Source organism: Maribacter litoralis (genome assembly GCF_003075045.1).
GTDB lineage: Bacteria > Bacteroidota > Bacteroidia > Flavobacteriales > Flavobacteriaceae > Maribacter > Maribacter litoralis.
The window spans coordinates 579,137-600,938 of the sequence record NZ_QCZD01000003.1 but is presented as its reverse complement, the minus strand read 5'-3'; the positions used below and the strand labels follow the sequence as shown (position 1 = coordinate 600,938).

At 36.8% G+C, this 21,802-nt stretch carries 16 protein-coding genes; 6 read left to right on the top strand and 10 right to left on the bottom strand.

The features are described from left to right. Nucleotides 1-62 precede the first annotated feature (62 nt). The 3 genes from DCS95_RS14105 to DCS95_RS14095 all read right to left on the bottom strand — a co-directional run bounded on the left by DCS95_RS14105 (nt 63) and on the right by DCS95_RS14095 (nt 5,816). Complete coding sequence (locus tag DCS95_RS14105; protein ID WP_116771425.1) at nt 63-1,406, bottom strand: OmpA family protein; 1,344 nt, start codon at nt 1,404-1,406, stop codon at nt 63-65. Nucleotides 1,407-1,519: 113 nt separating this feature from the next. Next, nucleotides 1,520-2,713: a glycine C-acetyltransferase gene (kbl, locus tag DCS95_RS14100; RefSeq protein ID WP_116771424.1), complete on the bottom strand. Its 1,194-nt coding sequence runs from the start codon at nt 2,711-2,713 to the stop codon at nt 1,520-1,522. 7 nt (nt 2,714-2,720) lie between these two features. After that, nucleotides 2,721-5,816 (bottom strand): UvrD-helicase domain-containing protein, encoded by a 3,096-nt coding sequence (locus tag DCS95_RS14095; protein ID WP_116771423.1) that lies wholly within the window; start codon nt 5,814-5,816, stop codon nt 2,721-2,723. 119 nt (nt 5,817-5,935) lie between these two features. Here DCS95_RS14095 and DCS95_RS14090 point away from each other — a divergent pair, with 119 nt between their 5' ends. After that, nucleotides 5,936-6,544 carry a superoxide dismutase gene (locus DCS95_RS14090; protein ID WP_116771422.1) on the top strand — a complete coding sequence of 203 codons (609 nt, stop codon included), beginning with the start codon at nt 5,936-5,938 and terminating at the stop codon, nt 6,542-6,544. 862 nt (nt 6,545-7,406) lie between these two features. Here DCS95_RS14090 and DCS95_RS14085 read toward each other — a convergent pair. The 4 genes from DCS95_RS14085 to purN form a co-directional block, all read right to left on the bottom strand. Beyond that, nucleotides 7,407-9,305 carry an amidophosphoribosyltransferase gene (locus DCS95_RS14085; protein ID WP_116771421.1) on the bottom strand — a complete coding sequence of 633 codons (1,899 nt, stop codon included), beginning with the start codon at nt 9,303-9,305 and terminating at the stop codon, nt 7,407-7,409. A 46-nt stretch (nt 9,306-9,351) separates the two neighbouring features. Continuing rightward, nucleotides 9,352-10,278: a PfkB family carbohydrate kinase gene (locus DCS95_RS14080; RefSeq protein ID WP_116771420.1), complete on the bottom strand. Its 927-nt coding sequence runs from the start codon at nt 10,276-10,278 to the stop codon at nt 9,352-9,354. Nucleotides 10,279-10,392: 114 nt separating this feature from the next. Further along, complete coding sequence (locus DCS95_RS14075) at nt 10,393-11,028, bottom strand: ribonuclease H1 domain-containing protein (RefSeq protein ID WP_116771419.1); 636 nt, start codon at nt 11,026-11,028, stop codon at nt 10,393-10,395. Beyond that, nucleotides 11,028-11,603: a phosphoribosylglycinamide formyltransferase gene (gene purN / locus DCS95_RS14070; RefSeq protein ID WP_116771418.1), complete on the bottom strand. Its 576-nt coding sequence runs from the start codon at nt 11,601-11,603 to the stop codon at nt 11,028-11,030. Before purN ends, DCS95_RS14075 begins: the two co-directional genes overlap by 1 nt. Before the next feature lie 289 nt (nt 11,604-11,892). On the opposite strand from purN, the gene DCS95_RS14065 reads away from it, so the two are divergent. The 5 genes from DCS95_RS14065 (at nt 11,893) to pyk (ending at nt 16,252) form a co-directional block, all read left to right on the top strand. Next, nucleotides 11,893-12,126: an acyl carrier protein gene (locus tag DCS95_RS14065; RefSeq protein ID WP_008269813.1), complete on the top strand. Its 234-nt coding sequence runs from the start codon at nt 11,893-11,895 to the stop codon at nt 12,124-12,126. A gap of 107 nt (nt 12,127-12,233) precedes the next feature. After that, entirely contained in the window at nt 12,234-13,484 is a 1,251-nt protein-coding gene (gene fabF, locus DCS95_RS14060) for a beta-ketoacyl-ACP synthase II (RefSeq protein WP_116771417.1), read from the top strand. 8 nt (nt 13,485-13,492) lie between these two features. Beyond that, entirely contained in the window at nt 13,493-14,227 is a 735-nt protein-coding gene (gene rnc / locus DCS95_RS14055) for a ribonuclease III (protein ID WP_116771416.1), read from the top strand. Between the two features lie 115 nt (nt 14,228-14,342). Beyond that, on the top strand, nt 14,343-14,807 hold the full coding sequence (locus DCS95_RS14050) for an IPExxxVDY family protein (protein WP_116771415.1): 465 nt from the start codon (nt 14,343-14,345) through the stop codon (nt 14,805-14,807). Nucleotides 14,808-14,809: 2 nt separating this feature from the next. Beyond that, the gene (gene pyk / locus DCS95_RS14045; protein WP_116771414.1) at nt 14,810-16,252 is read left to right on the top strand and encodes a pyruvate kinase; all 1,443 of its coding nucleotides are present in this window, start codon (nt 14,810-14,812) and stop codon (nt 16,250-16,252) included. A 75-nt stretch (nt 16,253-16,327) separates the two neighbouring features. Here the strand turns inward: pyk and DCS95_RS14040 are convergent, their stop codons facing one another. The 3 genes from DCS95_RS14040 to DCS95_RS14030 form a co-directional block, all read right to left on the bottom strand. After that, a complete protein-coding gene (locus DCS95_RS14040; RefSeq protein ID WP_116771413.1) occupies nt 16,328-16,852 on the bottom strand; it encodes a PAS domain-containing protein in 525 nt (174 codons plus the stop codon). Between the two features lie 263 nt (nt 16,853-17,115). Next, nucleotides 17,116-18,564 (bottom strand): TolC family protein, encoded by a 1,449-nt coding sequence (locus tag DCS95_RS14035; protein ID WP_116771412.1) that lies wholly within the window; start codon nt 18,562-18,564, stop codon nt 17,116-17,118. After that, nucleotides 18,557-21,799: an efflux RND transporter permease subunit gene (locus DCS95_RS14030; protein ID WP_116771411.1), complete on the bottom strand. Its 3,243-nt coding sequence runs from the start codon at nt 21,797-21,799 to the stop codon at nt 18,557-18,559. The genes DCS95_RS14035 and DCS95_RS14030 overlap by 8 nt, the downstream gene beginning before the upstream one ends. Nucleotides 21,800-21,802 lie beyond the last annotated feature (3 nt).

The window sequence follows — 21,802 nt, the reverse complement described above, 5'->3', positions numbered from 1 at the left end:
TAAAAAAGCTCCGCAATATTGCGGAGCTTTTATTTTATTAAAACACTTAGGTTTATTTATACTTATTTTACTAAGTTAATTTCTACCCTTCTGTTTTGAGTTCTACCAGCTCTTGTGTTGTTAGTAGCGATAGGCTTAGACTCACCGTATCCAACAGCAGATAATCTAAACTCTTCGATTCCTTTGTCAACTAAGAATTCTTTTACAGAAAGAGCTCTTGACTCAGAAAGACTTTGGTTTAATTTTTCGCTACCTACGCTATCAGTGTGACCTTCAACAGTAAACTTAGCGTTAGGGTATTCTTTAAGGATAGTGATAATGTCAACCATTACTGAAGTAGACTCAGCTTTGATAGAAGATTTACCAGTATCGAATAAGATAGTTCTAGCGTAATCGTTTAATTGCTTCTGAACTTCTTCAGTTACTTCAGGACAACCAGCGTTAGCTACTGTACCAGCAACCTCAGGACATTGATCATCTTTGTCTAATACACCGTCACCGTCAGTATCAGGCCATGGGCAACCTTTGTTTTCAGCAGGACCTGCTTCAGAAGGACAAGCGTCATCTTTATCAGCAACACCGTCACCGTCAGCATCTGGACAACCAGCTAAAGCAGCAACACCAGCTTCGTTAGGACAAGCGTCATCTTTGTCAGCAACACCGTCACCATCAGCATCTGGGCAACCGTTCATTTCTTTAGAACCAGCTTCGTTAGGACAAGCATCTTTGCTATCTTCGATACCATCACCGTCAGAATCAGGACAACCGTTGAATGCTTCAAGACCAGCAACTTCTGGACAAGCATCATCTTTATCGTAGATGCCGTCACCGTCAGTGTCAGTACCACCAAACTTAACTGAAATACCAGCTAAATGTTGGAAATGAGGAGCTAAGTAATCTTCGAAAGCATGCTTGTAAGAAGATTGTAAAGTAAGACCTAAGTTCTCAGAGAACCAGATGTTAAGACCAATACCACCGTTTGCAGTACCAGCACCGATTTCATCGATCCAAGTATAACCACCACCTATTTCGATGAATGGATCAAGAACAGTTTGTCTTTTTATGATATCATATTTAATTGTACCATCTATAGCGTAGTGAGAAAGATCGTCAACACTAACGTCACCTAATTTGCTAATTTTGTTAAGAGAACCTCTAGCTCCAACAGAGAAACCGTCTCCTATTGACTTAGATACTCCTACATAAGAAATAGAAGGTAAGATATTCCAGTGATCGTTTGCATTGAAGAATTCATTACCGAAAGAACTTACATCCGAAGTTGGATATACGTCAATGGCATTAACCCCAAATTGCACTTGCCAAGGGTTATTCTCGTCTTGCGCTTGTATGTTGTTGATACCTACTACAAGTAGTACAACAACCAATAATTTGCTAAGATGTTTCATGTTCAAATTTTTAAGTTTAAGTGTTTATTAGCTGCAAATGTAACTTGTTAAATATTATTAACAAAATCAATTTCCTATTTTTTTTAATGCGTTTAATAGATTAAATAGTGCATTTAAACGATTTTTAGTTCATTCCCTACCTCTGTAAAAGCGGCGATGGCAGCGTCTAAATGTTCTTGAGAATGCGCGGCAGAAAGTTGTACTCTAATTCTCGCCTTACCTTTTGGAACTACAGGGTAGAAAAACCCGATAACGTAAATGCCTTTTTCAAGTAACTTATTTGCCATGTCTTGTGATAATTTTGCATCGTACAACATTACAGGTACAATTGCCGAATCGCCATCAACTATGTCGAAACCTGCCGCTATCATGCCTTTTTTAAAGTATGCAGTATTTTCTTGCAACTTATCTCGTAGCGACGTGTCGTTTTCAAGCATATCAAAAACCTTTATAGATGCCCCAACGATGGCCGGTGCCAATGAATTGGAGAACAAATACGGTCTTGAGCGTTGTCTTAATAAGGTTATGATTTCTTTTTTACCAGTAGTATAACCACCCATGGCACCGCCCAAGGCTTTACCTAGGGTACCGGTAATTATATCAATACGCCCCATTACCCCTTTTTCTTCAAGGGTTCCTCTTCCTTTTTCGCCTATGAAACCTGTTGCGTGGCATTCGTCTATCATAACTAAGGCATCATATTTATCCGCTAGGTCACAGATTTTATCCAACGGTGCAACGATACCGTCCATAGAGAATACGCCATCGGTAACTATGATCTTGAAACGTGCACCATCTTCGTTCGCTTTAATCAATTGCGCTTCTAGATCGGCCATGTCGCTATTTGCATATCTATAGCGTTTAGCTTTGCACAGACGTACTCCGTCAATAATAGAAGCATGGTTTAACGAATCTGATATAATGGCATCTTCTGCAGTAAGCAAAGGCTCAAACACTCCGCCATTGGCATCAAATGCAGCAGCATAGAGAATAGTGTCTTCAGTACCGTAGAAGTGAGCTATTTTTTGCTCAAGTTCTTTATGGATGTCTTGTGTACCGCAAATGAACCGTACTGACGACATACCAAACCCGTGGGTGTCCATGGCATCTTTTGCCGCTTGAATAACATCTGGGTGAGATGATAGTCCTAAATAGTTATTGGCACAGAAGTTGATCACCTCTTGCCCGGTGTTTATTTTGATGACCGCATCTTGTGGAGAAACAATTATTCTTTCCTCTTTAAAGAGTCCGTCATTCTTAATATTCTCAATTTCTTGCTGTAAATGTTCTTTGATTTTTCCGTACATATTACTTCTATATATAATCTAGTTCTATTTCGGTATTAATATAAACAATGATCTTGTGATCGATCGTGTAGCCCATATTTGAAAAACATTGGGCATAAGTATTCACCTGGTGGTGATATTTTTTATTGCGTTCACCGGTCTTGTAATCTATAATGGTGGCATGGTTTTCTTTGAGTACAACCCTATCCGGTCTTTGGGTAGATCCATCTGGCATCAATAGATCACGTTCGTTCAAAACTTCTATTCCCTGGGTGTAAAATTGAGACAAATCTTTATGGTAGATGACCTTTTTTACAACTTCCTTTATCTCATTAACCTCTTGTTCTTTGATCAAACCCTTTTGTAAAGCAATTTGCATTGCCCTTTCAAGATCGCTAGCCATATAAATGGCACTAAGTATAAAGTGAATTACATTACCTTGGTTAATGGCAACATCAAGACCTTCGTCCCAAAGTGTTCCTGCCAAGGCGAGTATTTTAAAATCTGCTCTATCTTTATTGGTATATATATAAGGAATGGTCAATTGATCCTGCTCTATTTCCTTTTTGGCACTGTTTAGGCTGAACGTACCGAAATCATAAAACAACTTATTTTGTTCGTAAGCACCAATACTTTTGAGGAAATGAATAAAGAGACCGGAGTAATAGTTGGTATTATGTTGGCCTTTTTTGTCTAGCTTGTTTTCGCTGATAATGAATAGTGCTTTTACCGCTCTGGTTAAAACAACATACAATAGGTTGTAAGCATCTAGCTGTAATTTTTGGTGATCAAGGGAATATAATAAAGCTTCTGTTTCTCCATATTCTTGTACTTCTTGTTTTTTATTGATGAGTACTTCGGAAAAACCAAGGAATTCTTCTTTATCTACCGGAAGCCACAGTTTGGGATCGATTTCTTCAAATATGTTTGAATTTGCATAAGGGAAGATTACCACCGGAAACTCCAATCCTTTAGATTTATGGATGGTCATTATCTGTACCGATTCAATGTTTTCGGGTGTACTGATGCTTGCCGAATTACCCTTTTTGTCCCAATAGTCCAAAAACGACTGCATGTCTGAACCATACTTTTGCTCTACATCAAAAACCAAATCCATAAAGGCGGTTAAATGGGCATCGGAGACAGGTATAAGATCAAAACTTTTAATGGCATACGACAGTCCGTCGTACACAGAGGTTTGCCTTAACCTTATGGGCTCAAAACCGTATTCGTTAAAAAAATGCTCTTGGAGGTTACCTAAATTTTCATAGATATAGGCATGCTTGTCGGCTTTGTCTTGCGATAGAAAATTCAGTAGTTCGTATTGAATTTCCAATTCTGTGGGCTGCACCAAATGCCTAATAAGCTGTACTAAAAAATTGACCTTTTTGCTTTCACTTAACAATAAGGAATCTGAAGATACAACGGGTATTTGATGCTTCATGAGGTGATCGGCAAGCAATAGTCCGTGTTTCTTTTTTCGTATTATAATACAGATATCACTATAGGTGTAACCTTGTGCTATACATTTTTGAATGGTTGCCAAAGTGTTTTCGGCATAAAGCTCATCGTCGCCCTCTTCTAATAGTGATATATGAACATAACCACCTTCTTTATGGTTGATTTCCTGTTGATTACCGATTCTAAAAAAATCTTGATAAACCTCATTCTCTAAAAACGGACTTATACTTTGAAAGAAGTTGTTGTTGAAATTAATGACTTCGGCGTAACTTCTATAGTTTTTTGGCAAGGTAACCAAGTCTGAGGGTACGGTAAATGGGTGTGTTTTATGTGTTGCCAATTCTAAAAATTGCTCGGCCTTACCACCACGCCATCTGTAAATAGCTTGTTTAGGGTCACCAACCAGAAAAAGGGAACCGGTATTGCCCAACTCATCTTCACCCTCCATCGCATTCCCAATAAGCGGTATTAAATTTTCCCACTGCATTTGGGAGGTGTCTTGAAATTCATCAATAAAATAATGACGGTATTTTTCTCCAAGGCGCTCATAAATAAAGGGAGCGGGTTGGTCTTTTACCTCTTTAGCGATAAGGGTATTAAATTCTGATATGGATAATTGGTCTTTCTCCTCTTGAATGATTTTCAATTCTTTTTGAATAGCGTTCAAAAGGGCAAAAGGCACAATGTTTCTGTTGATGTTGGCGAACAAGCCCCTTTTGTAAATATGCCTTTTAATGTTCTGGTAATATGTTAACAAATGTGGCGCTAAATCTATTGGAGCATCTTTTACAGATGCTTTTAAGATTTTGCCTTCGAGTAGATTGTCCTCAAGTTTATTGTTGTATAACTGGGTCGGTATAAAATTACCGGCGGCAATTTTTTTAAAATGATTGGGTAAGGTCTCCCTTGGAAAATCTTTAAAATCTAAACCAGAATTCGTAATAACCTCTAGGGATGTCGTTGCAAGTTCTACGATTCTTTTTTCTATGCTTTTGGTTTGTTTTTTAAGGTGATTTTGCAATTTTAGAAAATCGCTTAGTTCAATATGCTGTAGACTCTTTAAATGCTCGGCATTGTTTTCATCAAAAATAAGTTTACCAATTTTTAGTAGATCAAAACCAATATCCCAACTTCTGTCATCTTCAATTTTTTCAAGAGCAAAATCTAAAAGTACTTTAGTAAATTCAGGGTCTTCACCCGCTTTACCGATTACGCGTTCTACAGCTTCTTGTAAAAGCAAATCCACATCTAAGACCACTTCAAAATTTTGAGGAATTTTTAGATCTTTCGCAAACGTTCTAATAAGTCGGTGGGTAAACTTATCTATGGTAGAAATATCAAAAAAGGCGTAATTATGTAAAATTTGCTTTAATCGTAATTTGCTTAAAGCGGGCAATTCTTCAAAAGTATAATCGGTTTCATTGAGTATATCTATGAACAATGGTGCTGCATTGTCAATAGATGTAGTTTTAGAAAATTCAAAAAGGCTGTTGAGAATACGATGTTTCATTTCATTTACCGCTTTGTTGGTAAATGTGATAGCCAATATTTTTCTAAAATTTTGTGGAGAAGCCAGTATGATTTTTAAGTATACTTTGGCAAGAGCATACGTTTTGCCAGATCCGGCAGAAGCATTATATATGGTAAAAGGATTATTGGACACTGATTTTTACTGCAAATTAAGGAATACTGTGTAGTTCTTAACAAATTATTACGTGAATATAAATGTTAAAATCCGTAACTTTGAAATACAATTAATATAAATCTAAAAACACATAAATTATGGCTTTTGAATTACCAAAATTGCCTTACGCGTATGATGCTCTTGAGCCTCATATAGATGCAAGGACGATGGAAATACATCATACAAAACATCATAACGGATATACAACGAAGTTAAATGCTGCTATTGAAGGTACCGATCTTGAAGGAAAATCAATAGAGGATATTTTAGGAGGTTTGGATATGAGTAATGGTGCGGTTAGAAATAACGGTGGTGGTTTTTACAATCACTCATTATTCTGGACAATCTTATCACCTAACGGTGGCGGAAAACCAACTGGAGAATTAGCGGAAGCTATTGATGCTGCTTTTGGTTCATTTGAAGAGTTTAAAAGTAAATTTACTTCAGCTGCAGGAACTAGGTTTGGTTCTGGTTGGGCATGGTTATGTGTTCATAAAGGTGGTAAAGTAGAAGTATGTTCTACACCAAATCAAGACAATCCTTTAATGCCAGGAGTTGAATGTGGTGGGCAACCAATCTTAGGATTAGATGTTTGGGAACATGCTTATTACCTAAATTATCAAAACAAGAGACCAGATTATATAGAGGCATTTTTCAATATAATTAACTGGGATGAAGTTTCTAAGCTTTACGCTGATAACAAATAAGAAAGAGTAGAAATATTCTTAACTAACTTGTAGGAAACCACTTATGAAATATTCATGGGTGGTTTTTTTGGTTTTAAATAGAAAAGGGCGGAGAAGTCTCCACCCTTTTCGTCCCAAATCTTACCATAAACTTAACCTACTTATGCTATGGCGATACTAAATTACTGGTATTGAGTAAATAAAAAAAGGAATTTTAAGAAAAAAATTCACTTTTATTTAAGGTATGTAAGAATTCTACTAGTGAATTATATGGTATAACAGTCTGAAAGTAAACCTAGTTGACCTAAAATAAAAAGACGGAGCATAGCCCCGTCTTTTCCCCAAATCTTACCATGAACTTAACCTACTTATGCTATGGTTCTGTAAATATATAGGTGAGTGGTATTCTATAAAAAGCTATTCGTTGTACGTCACAAACTTAGGTTGTACTACTGGAATTAAAAAATTAGAAAGCTTTTGTGGTATCGAGAGTTTAGAAATAGCCGTAAAATAAAAAGACGGAGCAATGCTCCGCCTTTTTCCCCAAATCTTACCATGAACTTAACCTACTTATGCTATGGTTCTGTAAATGTAATGGTGTAATGTATAATTGAAAATTGTAATGGTTAAACGTACCGTTAAAACGTTAAAGGGGGCTTTGTGCAGAATTGTATTACAAAATATACTATCGTGAAATCTATAAAATAAAAAAGGCGGAGAAGTCTCCACCTTTTTTGCCCCAAATCTTACCATGAACTTAACCTACTTATGCTATGGTAGCTTTAAAAGTAAACAGGGTTAAGTCAAAACGACCATCCAGTCGTTAAAATGCTATATTCGTCGATGAACTACATAAAAAGTGTGCATTTCATCGAATTATTATTTAATAAGCACGTTCATTATTTCCTTCGTAGAAGTTAATGAATGCTCTGTTTACCACTCTGTTTCCGCCTGGTGTTGGGTAGTTACCGGTAAAATACCAATCGCCCAAATTCTTTGGACAGGCCTCATGAAGGCTTGAAATAGTTTGGTATATAATCGAAACTTCAGCATTGATTCCTTCTGGACTTAAAAGTTCGCCTGTTTTTTTAGAAATTTCTTTAGCGGTAAACGGAGCATAGAATTCTTTTACATAGTTAATGACATCTTTATCTCGGCTCTCCACTTGTGTTAAACACTTTTTATAGATTTCTTCTACCACATGCATTGTATTATTATCCTGGTGTAAGGCCAATGCAGCTCTAAAGGCTATAAAATCTTCTAGCTTCGCCATGTCAATACCATAACAATCGGGATACCTAATTTGCGGTGCAGATGATACCACTATTATTTTCTTGGGAGACAAACGGTCTAATATTCTAAGAATACTCTTTTTTAAGGTAGTACCTCTTACAATACTATCATCTATAATTACAAGGTTGTCACCTTTTTTTACAGATCCATACGATATATCATAAACGTGTGCCACTAGATCATCTCTACTACTATCTTGAGTAATAAAAGTTCTAAGCTTAGCATCTTTAATGGCAACTTTTTCAATTCTTGGACGTACCTCTAGTATTTCATGAAGTTGTTCTCCGGTTATTCCTGTGCCTAAAGCCAATATTTGCTCCTCCTTTTTCTTGTTTAGGTAATTTTGTGCCTCTTTTACCATACCGTAAAAAGAAGTTTCTGCCGTATTTGGAATATAAGAGAAAACGGTGTTTTTGATATCCTCGTTTATAGATTCCAATATCTGCGGGAATACTAATTTACCCAAGGCTTTACGTTCTTGGTAAATTTCTTTATCGCTGCCTCTAGAGAAATAGATACGTTCAAAAGAACAGGCTTTACGTTCTTTTGGTTCTTGAATTTGGTGTATGGCGCTAGAACCGTTCTTTTTAATGATGATCGCTGCACCAGGGTCCAATTCTTTTACCTCATCGTATGGTACATTGAATACCGTTTGTATGGCAGGCCTTTCAGAGGCTACCACAACAACTTCATCATCCCTGTAATAATATGCAGGTCTTATACCGCTTGGATCTCTTAGAACAAAGGCATCACCATGACCTAATAAACCGGCCATGGCATAACCGCCGTCAAAATTTTTTGCTGCTCTTTTTAATATTTTGTACACCTTTAAGCGTTCTGCAATAAGAGGCGAAGCTTGCTGTTTGGTGTATCCTTCTTTTTTGATCTGCTTATAAAGCTTGGCAACGGCATCATCAAGAAAATGACCAATTTTCTCCATAACGGTTACGGTGTCGGCCATTTCTTTTGGATGTTGACCTAACTGTACCAAATTGTCAAAAAGCTCATGAACATTGGTCATGTTAAAATTACCGGCAACAATTAAGTTACGGTGCATCCAGTTATTCTGTCTTAAAAACGGGTGAACGCTCTCAATACTATTTTTACCGAAGGTACCATAGCGAACATGCCCTAAAAGCAGTTCTCCTATATATGGTATATGTTTCTTTTGTAATGCAACATCATGCTCATATTCCGGATGTTCTTTCATCTCGGTATTGATACGATCATTGATCTGTGCAAAAATGTCTTGTATTGGCTGTTGCTGGCAAGAACGAACACGGCTCATGTAGCGTTCCCCTGCCTTTACATCTAATTTAATACTGGCAAAACCTGCACCGTCTTGACCACGGTTGTGCTGCTTTTCCATCATTAGGTACATTTTATTTACACCATAAAATGCTGTTCCATACTTTTCCTTGTAATACTCTAAAGGTTTTAACAACCGTATTACAGAAATACCACACTCATGCTTAATTGCGTCACTCATTGTTTTTGGTATTAAAAAAACCCCAAAATATTTTGGGGCTAGGGGATTATTGTAATTCTATGTCAAACTGCGTCAATTTTTTAAACTGATGCAGTCTTTCTCTAATTTCTTTTCGATCTAATTGCAGCATTCTTTCGGCTCCAAATTTCTCTACACTAAAGGATGCCAAGTTAGAACCGTGTATGATCGCTTTTTTCATATTCTCAAAAGAGCTATCTGCGCTTGCTGCCAAATAACCTGCAAAACCACCGGCAAAAGTGTCTCCTGCACCCGTTGGGTCAAATACTTCTTCTAGCGGTAGGGCCGGTGCAAAAAAGATTTGATCTTCATTGAACAATAGGGCGCCGTGCTCTCCTTTTTTGATCACTACATACTTCGGGCCCATGGTGAAAATCTTTTGTGCCGCTTTTACCAAAGAATACTCGCCGGTCAATTGTCTGGCTTCCTCATCATTAATTGTTATGACATCTATATGTCGAATAACATTCGTTAAATCTTCTAAAGCATTGTCCATCCAAAAATTCATGGTATCCAAAATGATAAGTTTTGGTCGCTTTTTCATCTGGTTAATTACACCCATTTGTACAATAGGGTGAAGATTACCAAGCATAACCACATCTGCATCATTATAGTTTTCTGGAACAACAGGGTTAAAATCCTCTAACGTATTCAACTCGGTAACTAAAGTGTCTCTTGTATTTAAATCGTTATGGTATTTACCTTTCCAAAAGAAGGTTTTACCTCCTTTAACTATTTCCAAGGCAGAAATATCAATGCCACGATCGGTCAATAAGTCTAAATATTCTTTAGGCATGTCGTCGCCTACGATAGAAATGATAGCAGAATCAACATCAAATTGAGATGCTGCTAAGCCAATATAGGTAGCTGCGCCGCCCAATATTTTATCCGTTTTACCAAAAGGAGTTTCTATTGCATCAAAAGCGACCGTTCCTACTATTAAAAGCTTGCCCATAAAAGTGAAAAAATTTAAGCTGCAAATATACGATTTTGAAAAGCTAATTAAAATGGTTTATCGAATACAAATTGCAATAGTTATTAAAGGCGAATTGTTGATATAAAAAGCCGTTTATTTTCTACCGAAATCTGCAGGAATTTCTCCCCATGCTTTAGTTTCCCATTTAACGATAATGGTGTTGTATTCATTTTTGTTCAACCAATCTACAGCTCTATCAATAAATTCGAAAAGTGTTTTGTTCTTTGCATTAGGGGCAAGTTTGGTATTGCACTTTTTTTTACGCACCCAACTCATGGCAGTTCTAGAATCTGTATATATTATACGATCGCTATTATGTTTTTTGAGAAAAGCTAAACCATGAACAATGGCTAAAAATTCACCAATATTATTAGTTCCATTTGGAAAAGGACCTTGTTTAAATAATTTCTTGCCTGTTTTTGTATCTACTCCTTGGTATTCCATAATACCAGGGTTGCCACTAGATGCGGCATCAACAGAAATGGAATGATAATTAGGTTGTCCTATTTTTAATAGCTCTTGTTTAGATAAGGTAGGAGCCGATTTTTTCTTTCCTTTAAAATCTGCGTAAGAGCCGTCGTAAGCTTTTTTGGCAACATCAAAAGATTCAAAAGACTTGTACTCAGCGCCGGCATAACCGTCAATAGATTTTTTACAATCTTTCCATGACTCGTAAATGCCTGGTTTTTTTCCTTTCCAAACAACATAAAACTTTTTCTTTTTAGCCATTACTGTTTTGATAATAGTTCGTCTATGACCTTTGGAAAAAATTCATATTCCAACACGTGTACTTTTGAGGCGATGTCCTCAGCGGAATCTTTTGGGTTGACAACGGTTTTTACCTGTTGTATTATAGCGCCCTCATCATAATGTGCATTTACATAGTGTATAGTAATACCGGTTTCGGTCTCTTTAGCCTCTTTGATCGCTTTATGAACGTTCATGCCGTACATGCCTTTGCCTCCATATTTTGGTAGCAGGGCCGGGTGTATGTTTATAATTTGATTTGGAAATGCATCGGTAATGGCTTCAGGAATTTTCCATAGAAATCCTGCCAACACTATAAGGTCTGGTTCTAAAGAACGTAACAGGTTTAAGATAAAATCGCTCTTTGCAAATGCTTGTCGGTTAAAAAATAAGGCGTTGATTTCAAGTCTATTGCACCGCTCAATGACTTTGGCATCGCTTTTGTTAGTTAATAAACAGCATATAGTAACATCTTTGCGAAGCTTAAAATAGTTGGCGATGTTTTCTACATTAGATCCTGAACCTGAGGCAAAAAGAATAATTTTCTTGGTTTTCAATAGAAATGGTCTTTATAAGAGAGCGAACAATGAAATTAAGTTTGGCAAATAAAGCAAATTTAAAGCTTGTCAGTACTTAGAAAAAAACGATTACACATTATAGTTCTAAAATCTCACTACTTTTCAATACCTTTTATCAACGTTACCGAAACAAAATATTAATACGGTAAAATTACAGCACGTGTCTTTAATTTTATTAAATTACAATACATTTTAACGACAATTAGTGTATTTAAACCAAAGTTTTTTATTTTTGCCTTCAATTTAAATTTTTAAAACAAATATTATTATGTCAGACATTGCATCAAGAGTTAAAGCTATCATCGTTGATAAATTAGGAGTTGATGAGAACGAAGTGGTAACCGAGGCTAGCTTTACTAACGATTTAGGCGCAGATTCATTAGACACAGTAGAGTTGATAATGGAGTTCGAAAAAGAATTTGATATCCAAATTCCAGACGATCAAGCTGAGAATATCGCAACTGTTGGTCAAGCCATCAGCTATATAGAAGAAGCTAAGTAAAACATGTTTTCTTAAATAGAATTCAAATTATCCATGTGGTAAATGCTCCGCATGGATAATTTTTTTTAATTTACGCTTGGTTTAGATTTAAACAAATACAAAGTTAAATGCAGTTAAAGCGAGTTGTAGTTACAGGTTTGGGGGCACTTACCCCAATTGGTAATAATATTGAAGAGTATTGGGATGCATTGGTCAACGGTAAAAGTGGATCAGCGCCCATCACCTATTATGATACGGAAAAATTCAAGGTTAAATTCGCTTGTGAGCTTAAGAATTACAAGACCGAAGACCACTTTGATAGAAAGGAAGGCCGTAAGCTAGATAGATTTGCACAGTACGCACTTGTATCTTCAGATGAGGCTATTCGTGATTCTAAATTAGATTTAGAGAAAATAGATAAATTTCGTGTAGGCGTTATTTGGGGTGCAGGAATTGGAGGTTTGGAAACTTTTCAAAACGAGGTAATGAATTTTGCCAATGGTGATGGTACACCAAGGTTCAATCCGTTCTTTATTCCAAAAATGATTGCCGATATAGCACCGGGTAACATATCTATAAAACATGGTTTTATGGGGCCTAACTATACCACGGTTTCAGCTTGTGCATCATCTGCGAATGCAATGATAGATGCCTTGAACTATATACGATTAGGTCATTGCGATGTAATTGTAACAGGTGGTAGTGAAGCAGCGGTAACCATTGCAGGTATGGGTGGTTTTGGAGCAATGCACGCATTATCCACAAGAAATGATAGTCCTGAAACGGCTTCAAGGCCTTTTGATGCTACCAGAGATGGTTTCGTTTTAGGAGAGGGAGCAGGGGCATTGGTTCTTGAAGAATATGAACATGCAGTTGCACGTGGAGCAAAAATATATGCAGAAGTTGCCGGTGGCGGTATGTCTAGTGATGCTTACCATATGACCGCACCACACCCAGAAGGTATAGGGGTGGTACGAGTTATGGAAAACTGTCTAAGAGATGCAGGTTTGTCTATTGAAGATGTAGATGCTATAAATACGCACGGTACTTCGACACCATTAGGAGATGTTGCCGAGCTAAAGGCGATTACCCAAGTATTTGGGGAGCATGCCAAAGACATCAACATTAATTCAACAAAATCTATGACCGGGCACTTATTGGGTGCAGCAGGTGCCATTGAAGCAATTGCATCTATTCTGGCGATGGAAAATGGTATGGTTCCACCAACAATAAACCATACTACGGTAGATGAAAATATTGATCCTAGTTTAAACCTTACATTGAACAAAGCGCAAAAACGAGATGTAAAAGTTGCTATGAGCAACACATTTGGTTTTGGCGGGCACAATGCATGTGTGGTTTTTAAGAAAATCGATTAATTAATTTTATGTCATTTCCCACAAACTTATTTAATTCCCATCCTAAAGAGGATGGGGATTTTTTTTGGGGAATCACTAAAATTTTAGGTTTCAAGCCTAAGACCTTATCGATATACAAGAAAGCCTTTCTTCATAGATCAATGAACAAAAAGGACGATAAGGGAAATGCAATGAATTATGAGCGCCTAGAATTTTTGGGAGACTCCATGCTTGGTACCATTATATCTAAACATTTGTATAGTGAGGTGCCTGCAGGTGATGAAGGTTACCTTACCAAAATGCGATCTAAAATAGTAAGTAGAGAGCATTTAAATGAACTGGGTAAAGATTTAGGTCTAATTAATTTTGTTGAAAGTAGAATACCTAAATCCCATTTCGGCCAGAACATTCACGGCAATGTCTTTGAGGCATTGGTTGGGGCTATTTATTTAGATCGTGGCTATAAATATTGTGAAAAATTCATTCAGAAAAGGGTTGTAGAGCCTTATGTGGATATTGAACAATTAGAGGGTAGGGTCATTAGCTATAAGAGTTTGGTGATAGAGTGGTGTCAAAAACAAAAAAAATCGTTTGATTTTGATGTTTATGAAGATACCGGTAATGATCCTCTAAAGCATTTTGCCGTAAAGCTTTCAATTGGGGGCGATGTTATTGCAAAAGCTAGGGCTACATCAAAAAAGAAAGCAGAAGAAAGGGCTGCAAAAAGAGCTTTTTTTGCCCTTCAGGATAAAATGGATAACTGATCATTTCGCCAAATGGTAAAATGCTAACATTTTAATAACTTTTAAAGTGTTTTTATCAATTTATGTAACTAGGCATTATAGCTTAGAAGTTCTATATTTACCCTTTTGTTGAGGTATGGCTGCAACTTATAAAATAAATGATGATTTTTACGATGAATCCTTTTGCCTTATAGCTTTACACACTACCTTAGAAGATTTTGCTTTGGCCTATGGTTTAAACCAAAGTATGAAGGCAAAATTTGTAAGGGCAAAAAAGAATTTCAATCTTGCTGAAAATAAATCGTTTCCAATCTTTGAATGGGAAGACGAGTACAATGATATGTACTGGGTGTTGATCGCCAATCATAGCAGTGAAAAAGAACTCATTGTACATGACGATTTATTTAAGAACGAAACAACATTTAAAACTCCAAGGTTACTTCCTGAGTATAAAGATGTTGACTATCTTTTAAAGATTGAAACAGAAAAGGATTTTGATATAAATTCTATAATTAAGAAAATACAAACGTTGCCCAGAATTATGGCGGCGTACGAAATAAGTACAGAAAAACTAAAATCAAAGAACAATCTAATTTTTTAAATATGCCAACTGTAAAAAAGACGAAAATTGTAGCGACCCTTGGGCCTGCAACTAGCAAGAAAGAGGTACTCAGGAGCATGATAGATGCAGGAGTAGACGTATTCAGAATAAACTTCTCACATGCTGATTATGAAGATGTAAAAGAACGTGTGAACATGATCCGCGAGTTAAATGCCGAAATGGAAACCAACACTTCTATTTTAGCGGATTTACAAGGTCCTAAATTACGTGTAGGCGTAATGGCGGGTGATGTTGTTGTTAGTCCTGGTGATGAGATAACCTTTGTAACCGGAGAACCTTTTGAAGGCAGTGCAGAACGTGTTTATATGAATTATAAAGAGTTTCCTAGAGATGTAAAAGCTGGGGAACGTATTCTATTGGACGATGGTAAACTAATGTTCGAAGTAGTAAAAACTAATGGCGAAGATGAAGTTTTGGCCAAGGTTATACAAGGCGGACCGTTAAAATCGAAGAAAGGGGTAAATTTACCGAATACCAATATCTCTTTACCTGCACTTACAACAAAGGATATTAAAGATGCTGAATTTGCAATCTCGTTAGAGGTAGATTGGATCGCACTTTCTTTTGTAAGATTTAGCCAAGACCTTATTGACTTACAGAATATAATCAATAAACATTCTGACCATAAAATTCCGATCATTGCAAAAATTGAGAAGCCAGAAGCTGTTGAAAATATTGACAAGATTGTCGCCTATTGTGACGGTTTAATGGTGGCTCGTGGAGATTTAGGTGTAGAGGTTCCTGCACAGGAAGTTCCATTAATTCAAAAGCAATTGGTATTACGTGCTAAAAAAGCAAGAATACCGGTAATTATTGCTACACAAATGATGGAGACTATGATAACTAGTCTTACACCAACTAGGGCAGAGGTAAATGATGTTGCCAACTCTGTTATGGATGGTGCTGATGCAGTAATGCTATCTGGCGAAACTTCTGTAGGTAACTACCCTGTTCAGGTAATTGAAAAAATGTCAAGTATTTTAGAGAGCGTTGAAGGATCAGATTTGATTCAGGTACCACAAAACCCTCCACACATACGTACAAAAAGATTTATCACAAAGTCTATATGTTACCATGCTGCCCTAATGGCAAATGATATCAAGGCCAAAGCAATTTCAACCTTAACAAATAGTGGGTATACTGCATTTCAGATTTCTGCATGGAGACCTAGTGCGTACATTTTAGTCTTTACCTCTAACAAGCGTATATTGACACAGTTGAACTTATTGTGGGGAGTTAAAGCATTCTATTACGATAAATTTGTATCTACAGATGACACTATAGAAGATGTTAACCACATTGCTTTTAATAAAGGACATTTACAAGTAGGCGATATGGTGATCAGTCTTGCGGCAATGCCTATAAAAGAAAAAGGAATGGTAAATACCTTAAGGGTAACTGAAATAGAATCTAAGGATATTTAGTAGATCTAGTATTTTAATTTAAAAAGGACCGCTTTTAAGCGGTCCTTTTTTATTTATGTATTGTAATCGGAGAATTTATGCTACTTCTTTTTCATAGGCTATAAAATTGACAACATTGCCATCACGGTCAAAAATAGGTTCGCCTTGTATACAGCAATTATATGTAGAACCATCTTTTCTGTAATTGACGACAGTAACTTCAAATGGATTCTTTTCCTTAATTGCATTTGAAACTATTTTTAATGTAGATTTTGAGGTTAATTCACCTTGAAACATTTTTGGACTTTTACCTAAAATTTCCTCTGGTCTGTATTGACTCATATTCCACATATTCTTTGTGGCAAAAACAATATTTAATTGAGTATCGGTTACTACAATAATATTTTTGTCGGTCCTTAATTTCTTATCTATAATACTTGGGTCAATATTCCATGAATTTGAAGAAACCAATGATAAGAGGGAATTATAATCCTCTTCTAAATGCTTAATATCCTCATAGTTTGGAGCATAAAAATCCCAAGAAAGTACAGGTAGCATTGTAAATTTTAAACTTTTTCTAAACTTGATATTTGCATTATCATAATCTCTTAGCTCATTCATTTTGTGAAGTTTAGATTGAAAAATATTTTTGTTTTCATTACGCTTGGCGTTAAAGCTAAGAAAATTACCTACTATGATAATAACTTTAATAATGGATTAATAAAAATGTTTAAGTAATCATATAAGTTTATGTATTACAGGCATTAAAACGTTGAACAATTAAAAGAGCAATAATCCCTAGATATGGGCAATTCATTAAAAATCCCCAATAATGTTTTACCACTATTGAGGATTTTCTTTAATTGAAATTAACTACGGTGTAGTTAGTTCCATCCACCACCTAAGGCTTGATAAACATTTATATTTGCCAATAGTTGATCTTTTTTGGTTTCAACCAACTCCATTTTAGACTCCAGTGCTTCACGCTGTGTTAAAAGTACCTCAATGTATTCTATTCTTGCCGATTGAAATAGCCTTGTAGACAAATCAATAGATGCCGTTAAAGCTTCCACTTGTTCCTCTTTTAGAACGTAGCTTTTTTTAAGGTTTTCTATATTAGATAGCATGTTCACTACTTCTATATATCCACTTAAAATTGCTTTTTCATACTCATAAACTGCCTGAATCTGCTTAGAATTTGCAGTGTTATAATCAGCTTTAATAGCATTTCTATTGATTAATGGACCTACAATATCCCCAACGGCACTATAGAGTAAAGATTCTGGAGTTTGTGTTAGGTACTTAGGTTTAAACGCTTGTAAACCTACACCTGCCTTAAGCCCAATAGAAGGGTAAAAGTTAGCTCTTGCAACCTTAATATTCAGTTTTGCGGCTTCCAGTTCAAATTCCGCTTGTCTAATATCGGGTCTATTTAAAAGTATCTGCGAAGGAATACCGGCATTTATTGCATTGATTTTGGTTTCAATGAAATCTTCAGCATTTCTATTAATGGGTTGTGGCTGTCTACCGACCAAAAAATTCAACTTGTTTTCCATTTCAACAATTTCTTGTTGAACTTCAAATTTGTGACTTTTGTTCTTGGCTACCTCCGCCTCAAACCTTTTAACTGCCAATTCTGTGGCTCTGGCAGCTTCTTTTTGTAATCGTACCATTTTTAAGGCGTTGCCCTGTAGTTCTAGATTTTGTTCAATAATTGCCAATTGATTATCTAATGCGATCAATTCATAATATGACTGGGCAATTTCTGCTATTAACCTAGTAACCATAAAGTTTTTTCCTTCAATGGTAGACAAGTACTCTAATGCCGCCGCCTTTTTAGAATTGCGAAGTTTTTTCCAAACATCAAGTTCCCATGTAGCAAATAATCCAGCGGAATAATCGGTTAACGGTTCTGGAAATTCTTCTCCCTCTTTTACATCCAGTTTTTTTTCAACAGCACCGTTACGCGTGTATTCGCCAACCTTTTCTACCTCTGCGCTAACGCCGTAATCAATAAAAGGAAGGTATTCTCCTTTTCTGGCTTTTACTTCATTTTGTGCTACATCAATCTGCTGCATCATAATGCGTAACTCTTGGTTGTTGGTCAATGCCGTATCTATTAAGGCCACCAGGTACTCGTCTTCAAAGAAATCTTTCCATTTTAATTGTGCACTATTAACGCTATCCGTTAATTGTTGTGCATAATTCTCTGGAAGATCTTTATTGGCTACTTTCAATTCTTTAGTGGGTACACAAGAATAGAAAAAGCCTATTTGAATTAGAAGCACGAAAAGCAATTTTCCATGCTTCAAGGGTTTAATAACTTTAATCATTATCTTCTCTTTTGGTTAGTTTTTTAATCATTTGTTTTAACTCACGAAGCTTTTGACGGGTTTTGCTTTCGCCCTCACTGATTCGTACAAATTCTTCTGAAATTGGCTCGTCAGATTCTCCTTTTATGAGTCCGCGACCATCTGCCATTCTTGCAAAAATGTAGTACAGACCAGGAATTATAAGTACTCCTATTAGGGTACCCATAAGCATACCTCCCATGGCAGATCCACCTATGGTTCTATTTCCGATTGCACCTGCGCCATGTGCAATTACCAACGGAATCAATCCTGCTATAAAAGCAAAAGAAGTCATTAAAATTGGTCTAAAACGTACTTTTGCACCCTCAATGGCGGCTTCTAGAATGGTGCTGCCCTGTCTTCTTTTCTGTACCGCAAATTCTACGATAAGCACAGCATTTTTACCTAAGAGACCAACAAGCATTATGAGTCCGATTTGTGCATAAACATCGTTTGCCAGCCCCATAGCCTTTAGCATAAAGAAAGACCCTAAAACACCTACCGGTAATGACAAGATGATGGTCAACGGAAGTAAGAAACTTTCATACTGTGCGGCAAGAACAAAGTAAACGAAGATTAAAACTACCATGAAAATATAAATGGATTCATTTCCTCTTTGTGCCTCATCATACGATAATCCTTCCCAAGCTACATCAAAACCCCTGGGCAGTGTTTGTTCTGCAACTTCGTTAATGGCCTCAATAGCATCTCCACTAGTAAATCCACTTGCCGGAAGCCCTCTTATGGAAGCTGAATTGTACAGATTGTAACGGGTAATTTCATTCGGACCCAGCTTCTTTTCCATGGACATAAATGCAGAATATGGCACCATTTCACCTTCTTCGTTCTTTACGAACAATTTTTCGAGGTCAGAAGGCAAGGCCCTATATTCCGGAGCTGCCTGGGTATACACTTTAAAGAATCTACCAAAACGAATAAAACCTTGCTCGTAAGTACTACCAATAAGAATATTTAGGTTTTCCATCGCTTTATCTATGGAAACCCCTTTCTGCATGGCTATTTTATTATTGATTTTCAATTCGTACTGCGGATAGTTGGTCGAGTAAAAAGTAAATAGCCCAGTTAGTTCTTCACGCTCGGACAATGCAGCCATAAAATCATTGTTGATTTTTTCAAATTCGTGATAATCGGTTCCGTCTGTTTTATCAAGAAGACGCATGGAAAATCCCCCGGAAGAACCAAAACCAGGTACCGCAGGTGGCTCAAAATATTCAATTACGGCTCCAAGATCTTTGGTTTCCTCTTCCAGTTCTTCCATAATTTCATGAACAGAATGGTGGCGGTCTCCCCAAGGTTTAAGGTTAATTAAAACCGTACCGGCATTAGATCCACGACCTTCTGTCATAATTTCGTAACCAGCTAATGAAGAAGCAGATTCAACACCCTCGGTCTCCTCACAGATCAATTGTAGTTTTCTTGCTACATCATTGGTACGTTCTAGCGTAGAACCTGGTGGAGTCTGAATAATGGCATAGATCATACCTTGATCTTCATTTGGTATAAACCCTGCAGGTAAAGATTCATTTGTAAAGAAAATACCAACGCAAAATGCCGCTAGAATACCAAAGGTAAGTACTCGTCTAGCAACAATTTTATTCAGTACCTTAACATAGCTACCGGTTAGTTTCTCAAAACCTCTATTGAACCAATCAATGAATTTATCAATAGGTGATTTTTTACGTTTTTTGCCGTGATCATTTTTAAGGATCATAGCACAAAGCACCGGTGTCAATGTCAATGCAACAATGGCAGATAAAATAATCGATCCTGCCATAGTTATGGAAAACTGTCTATAGAAAACACCAACGGGCCCCGTCATAAATGCAATGGGAATAAATACGGAAACCATTACCAATGTAATGGCGATAATTGCACCACCAATTTCATTTACCACTAGTTTTACCGCTTCATAGGGGCTCAAGTGTTTTTCTTCCATTTTGGCATGCACGGCTTCTACCACCACAATGGCATCATCGACCACTATACCAATAGCGAGTACCAAGGCAAATAGCGTAATTAAGTTTATGGAGAGACCGAATAATTGCATGATAAAAAATGCCCCGATCAAAGAAACAGGTACGGCTATAATGGGTATTAAGGTAGAACGCCAATCGCCCAAAAAGAGGAAAACTACAATGGCAACCAATATAAATGCATCTCTTAATGTATGTATAACTTGATCTATGGATGCGTTTAAAAAGTTAGATACATCATAACTAATTTTATAGTCTAAACCTGTGGGCAATTCTGTTTTTAACTCTGCCAGTTTCTCTTTGACTTCGGCAATTACATCACTGGCATTACTGCCAAAAGTTTGTTTTAATACAATAGAGGCAGAAGGCTTACCATCTAGATTAGAGTAGATATCAAAGAACTCACTGCCTAATTCAACATCGGCAACATCGCCCAAGGTTAGTATTTCTCCTTCTGGGTTCGCCTTAAGAATTATGTCTTTGTACTGTTGTGGCTCATCATACCTATCTTGGTACAAGAGCACATATTCTAGTGACTGCGATGTTTTACCTGAACTTTGCCCAATTCTACCTGGTCGAGCCAAAATACTCTGCTCCTCCATAGCTTGAAGAATCTCTTCTGCAGAAATATTATAGGCACGCATACGGTCTGGTTTCAACCATACGCGCATAGCAAACTTTCGGCTACCTAAAATTTGAGCACTTGCAATACCGTCTAATCGCTGAATTTCAGGAATCATTTTAGTATAGGCATAGTTATAAAGAAACAACTCATGGTCGTCACTATTGTCGCTATACAGATTTACGTACATTAACATACTTGGCTGTACGGGAGTTATGATAACCCCTTCTCGTTGCACCAGTTCTGGTAATAAGGGCATAACTTGATCTACTCTTGTTTTTACCCTAACCACGGCTTGATTTGGATCTGTGCCAGGTTCAAAAATAATACGAAGTGTACCTTCGCCCGCACTGGTAGCATCAGAGGCAATATAGCGCATACCTTGAACACCGTTTATAGCGGTTTCTAAAGGGATAAGCGTGGATTTTACCAAAACATCTGCGCTAGAACCAGGGTAGGCAATAAAGATATTGACCGTTGTTGGGGCAATATCCGGAAATTGTGAAATAGGCAATTGCTTAATGGAAAGCAACCCTACGAATACTATGATTACCGATATGACGATGGCCAATACCGGTCTTTTTATAAACTTACTGAACATGTT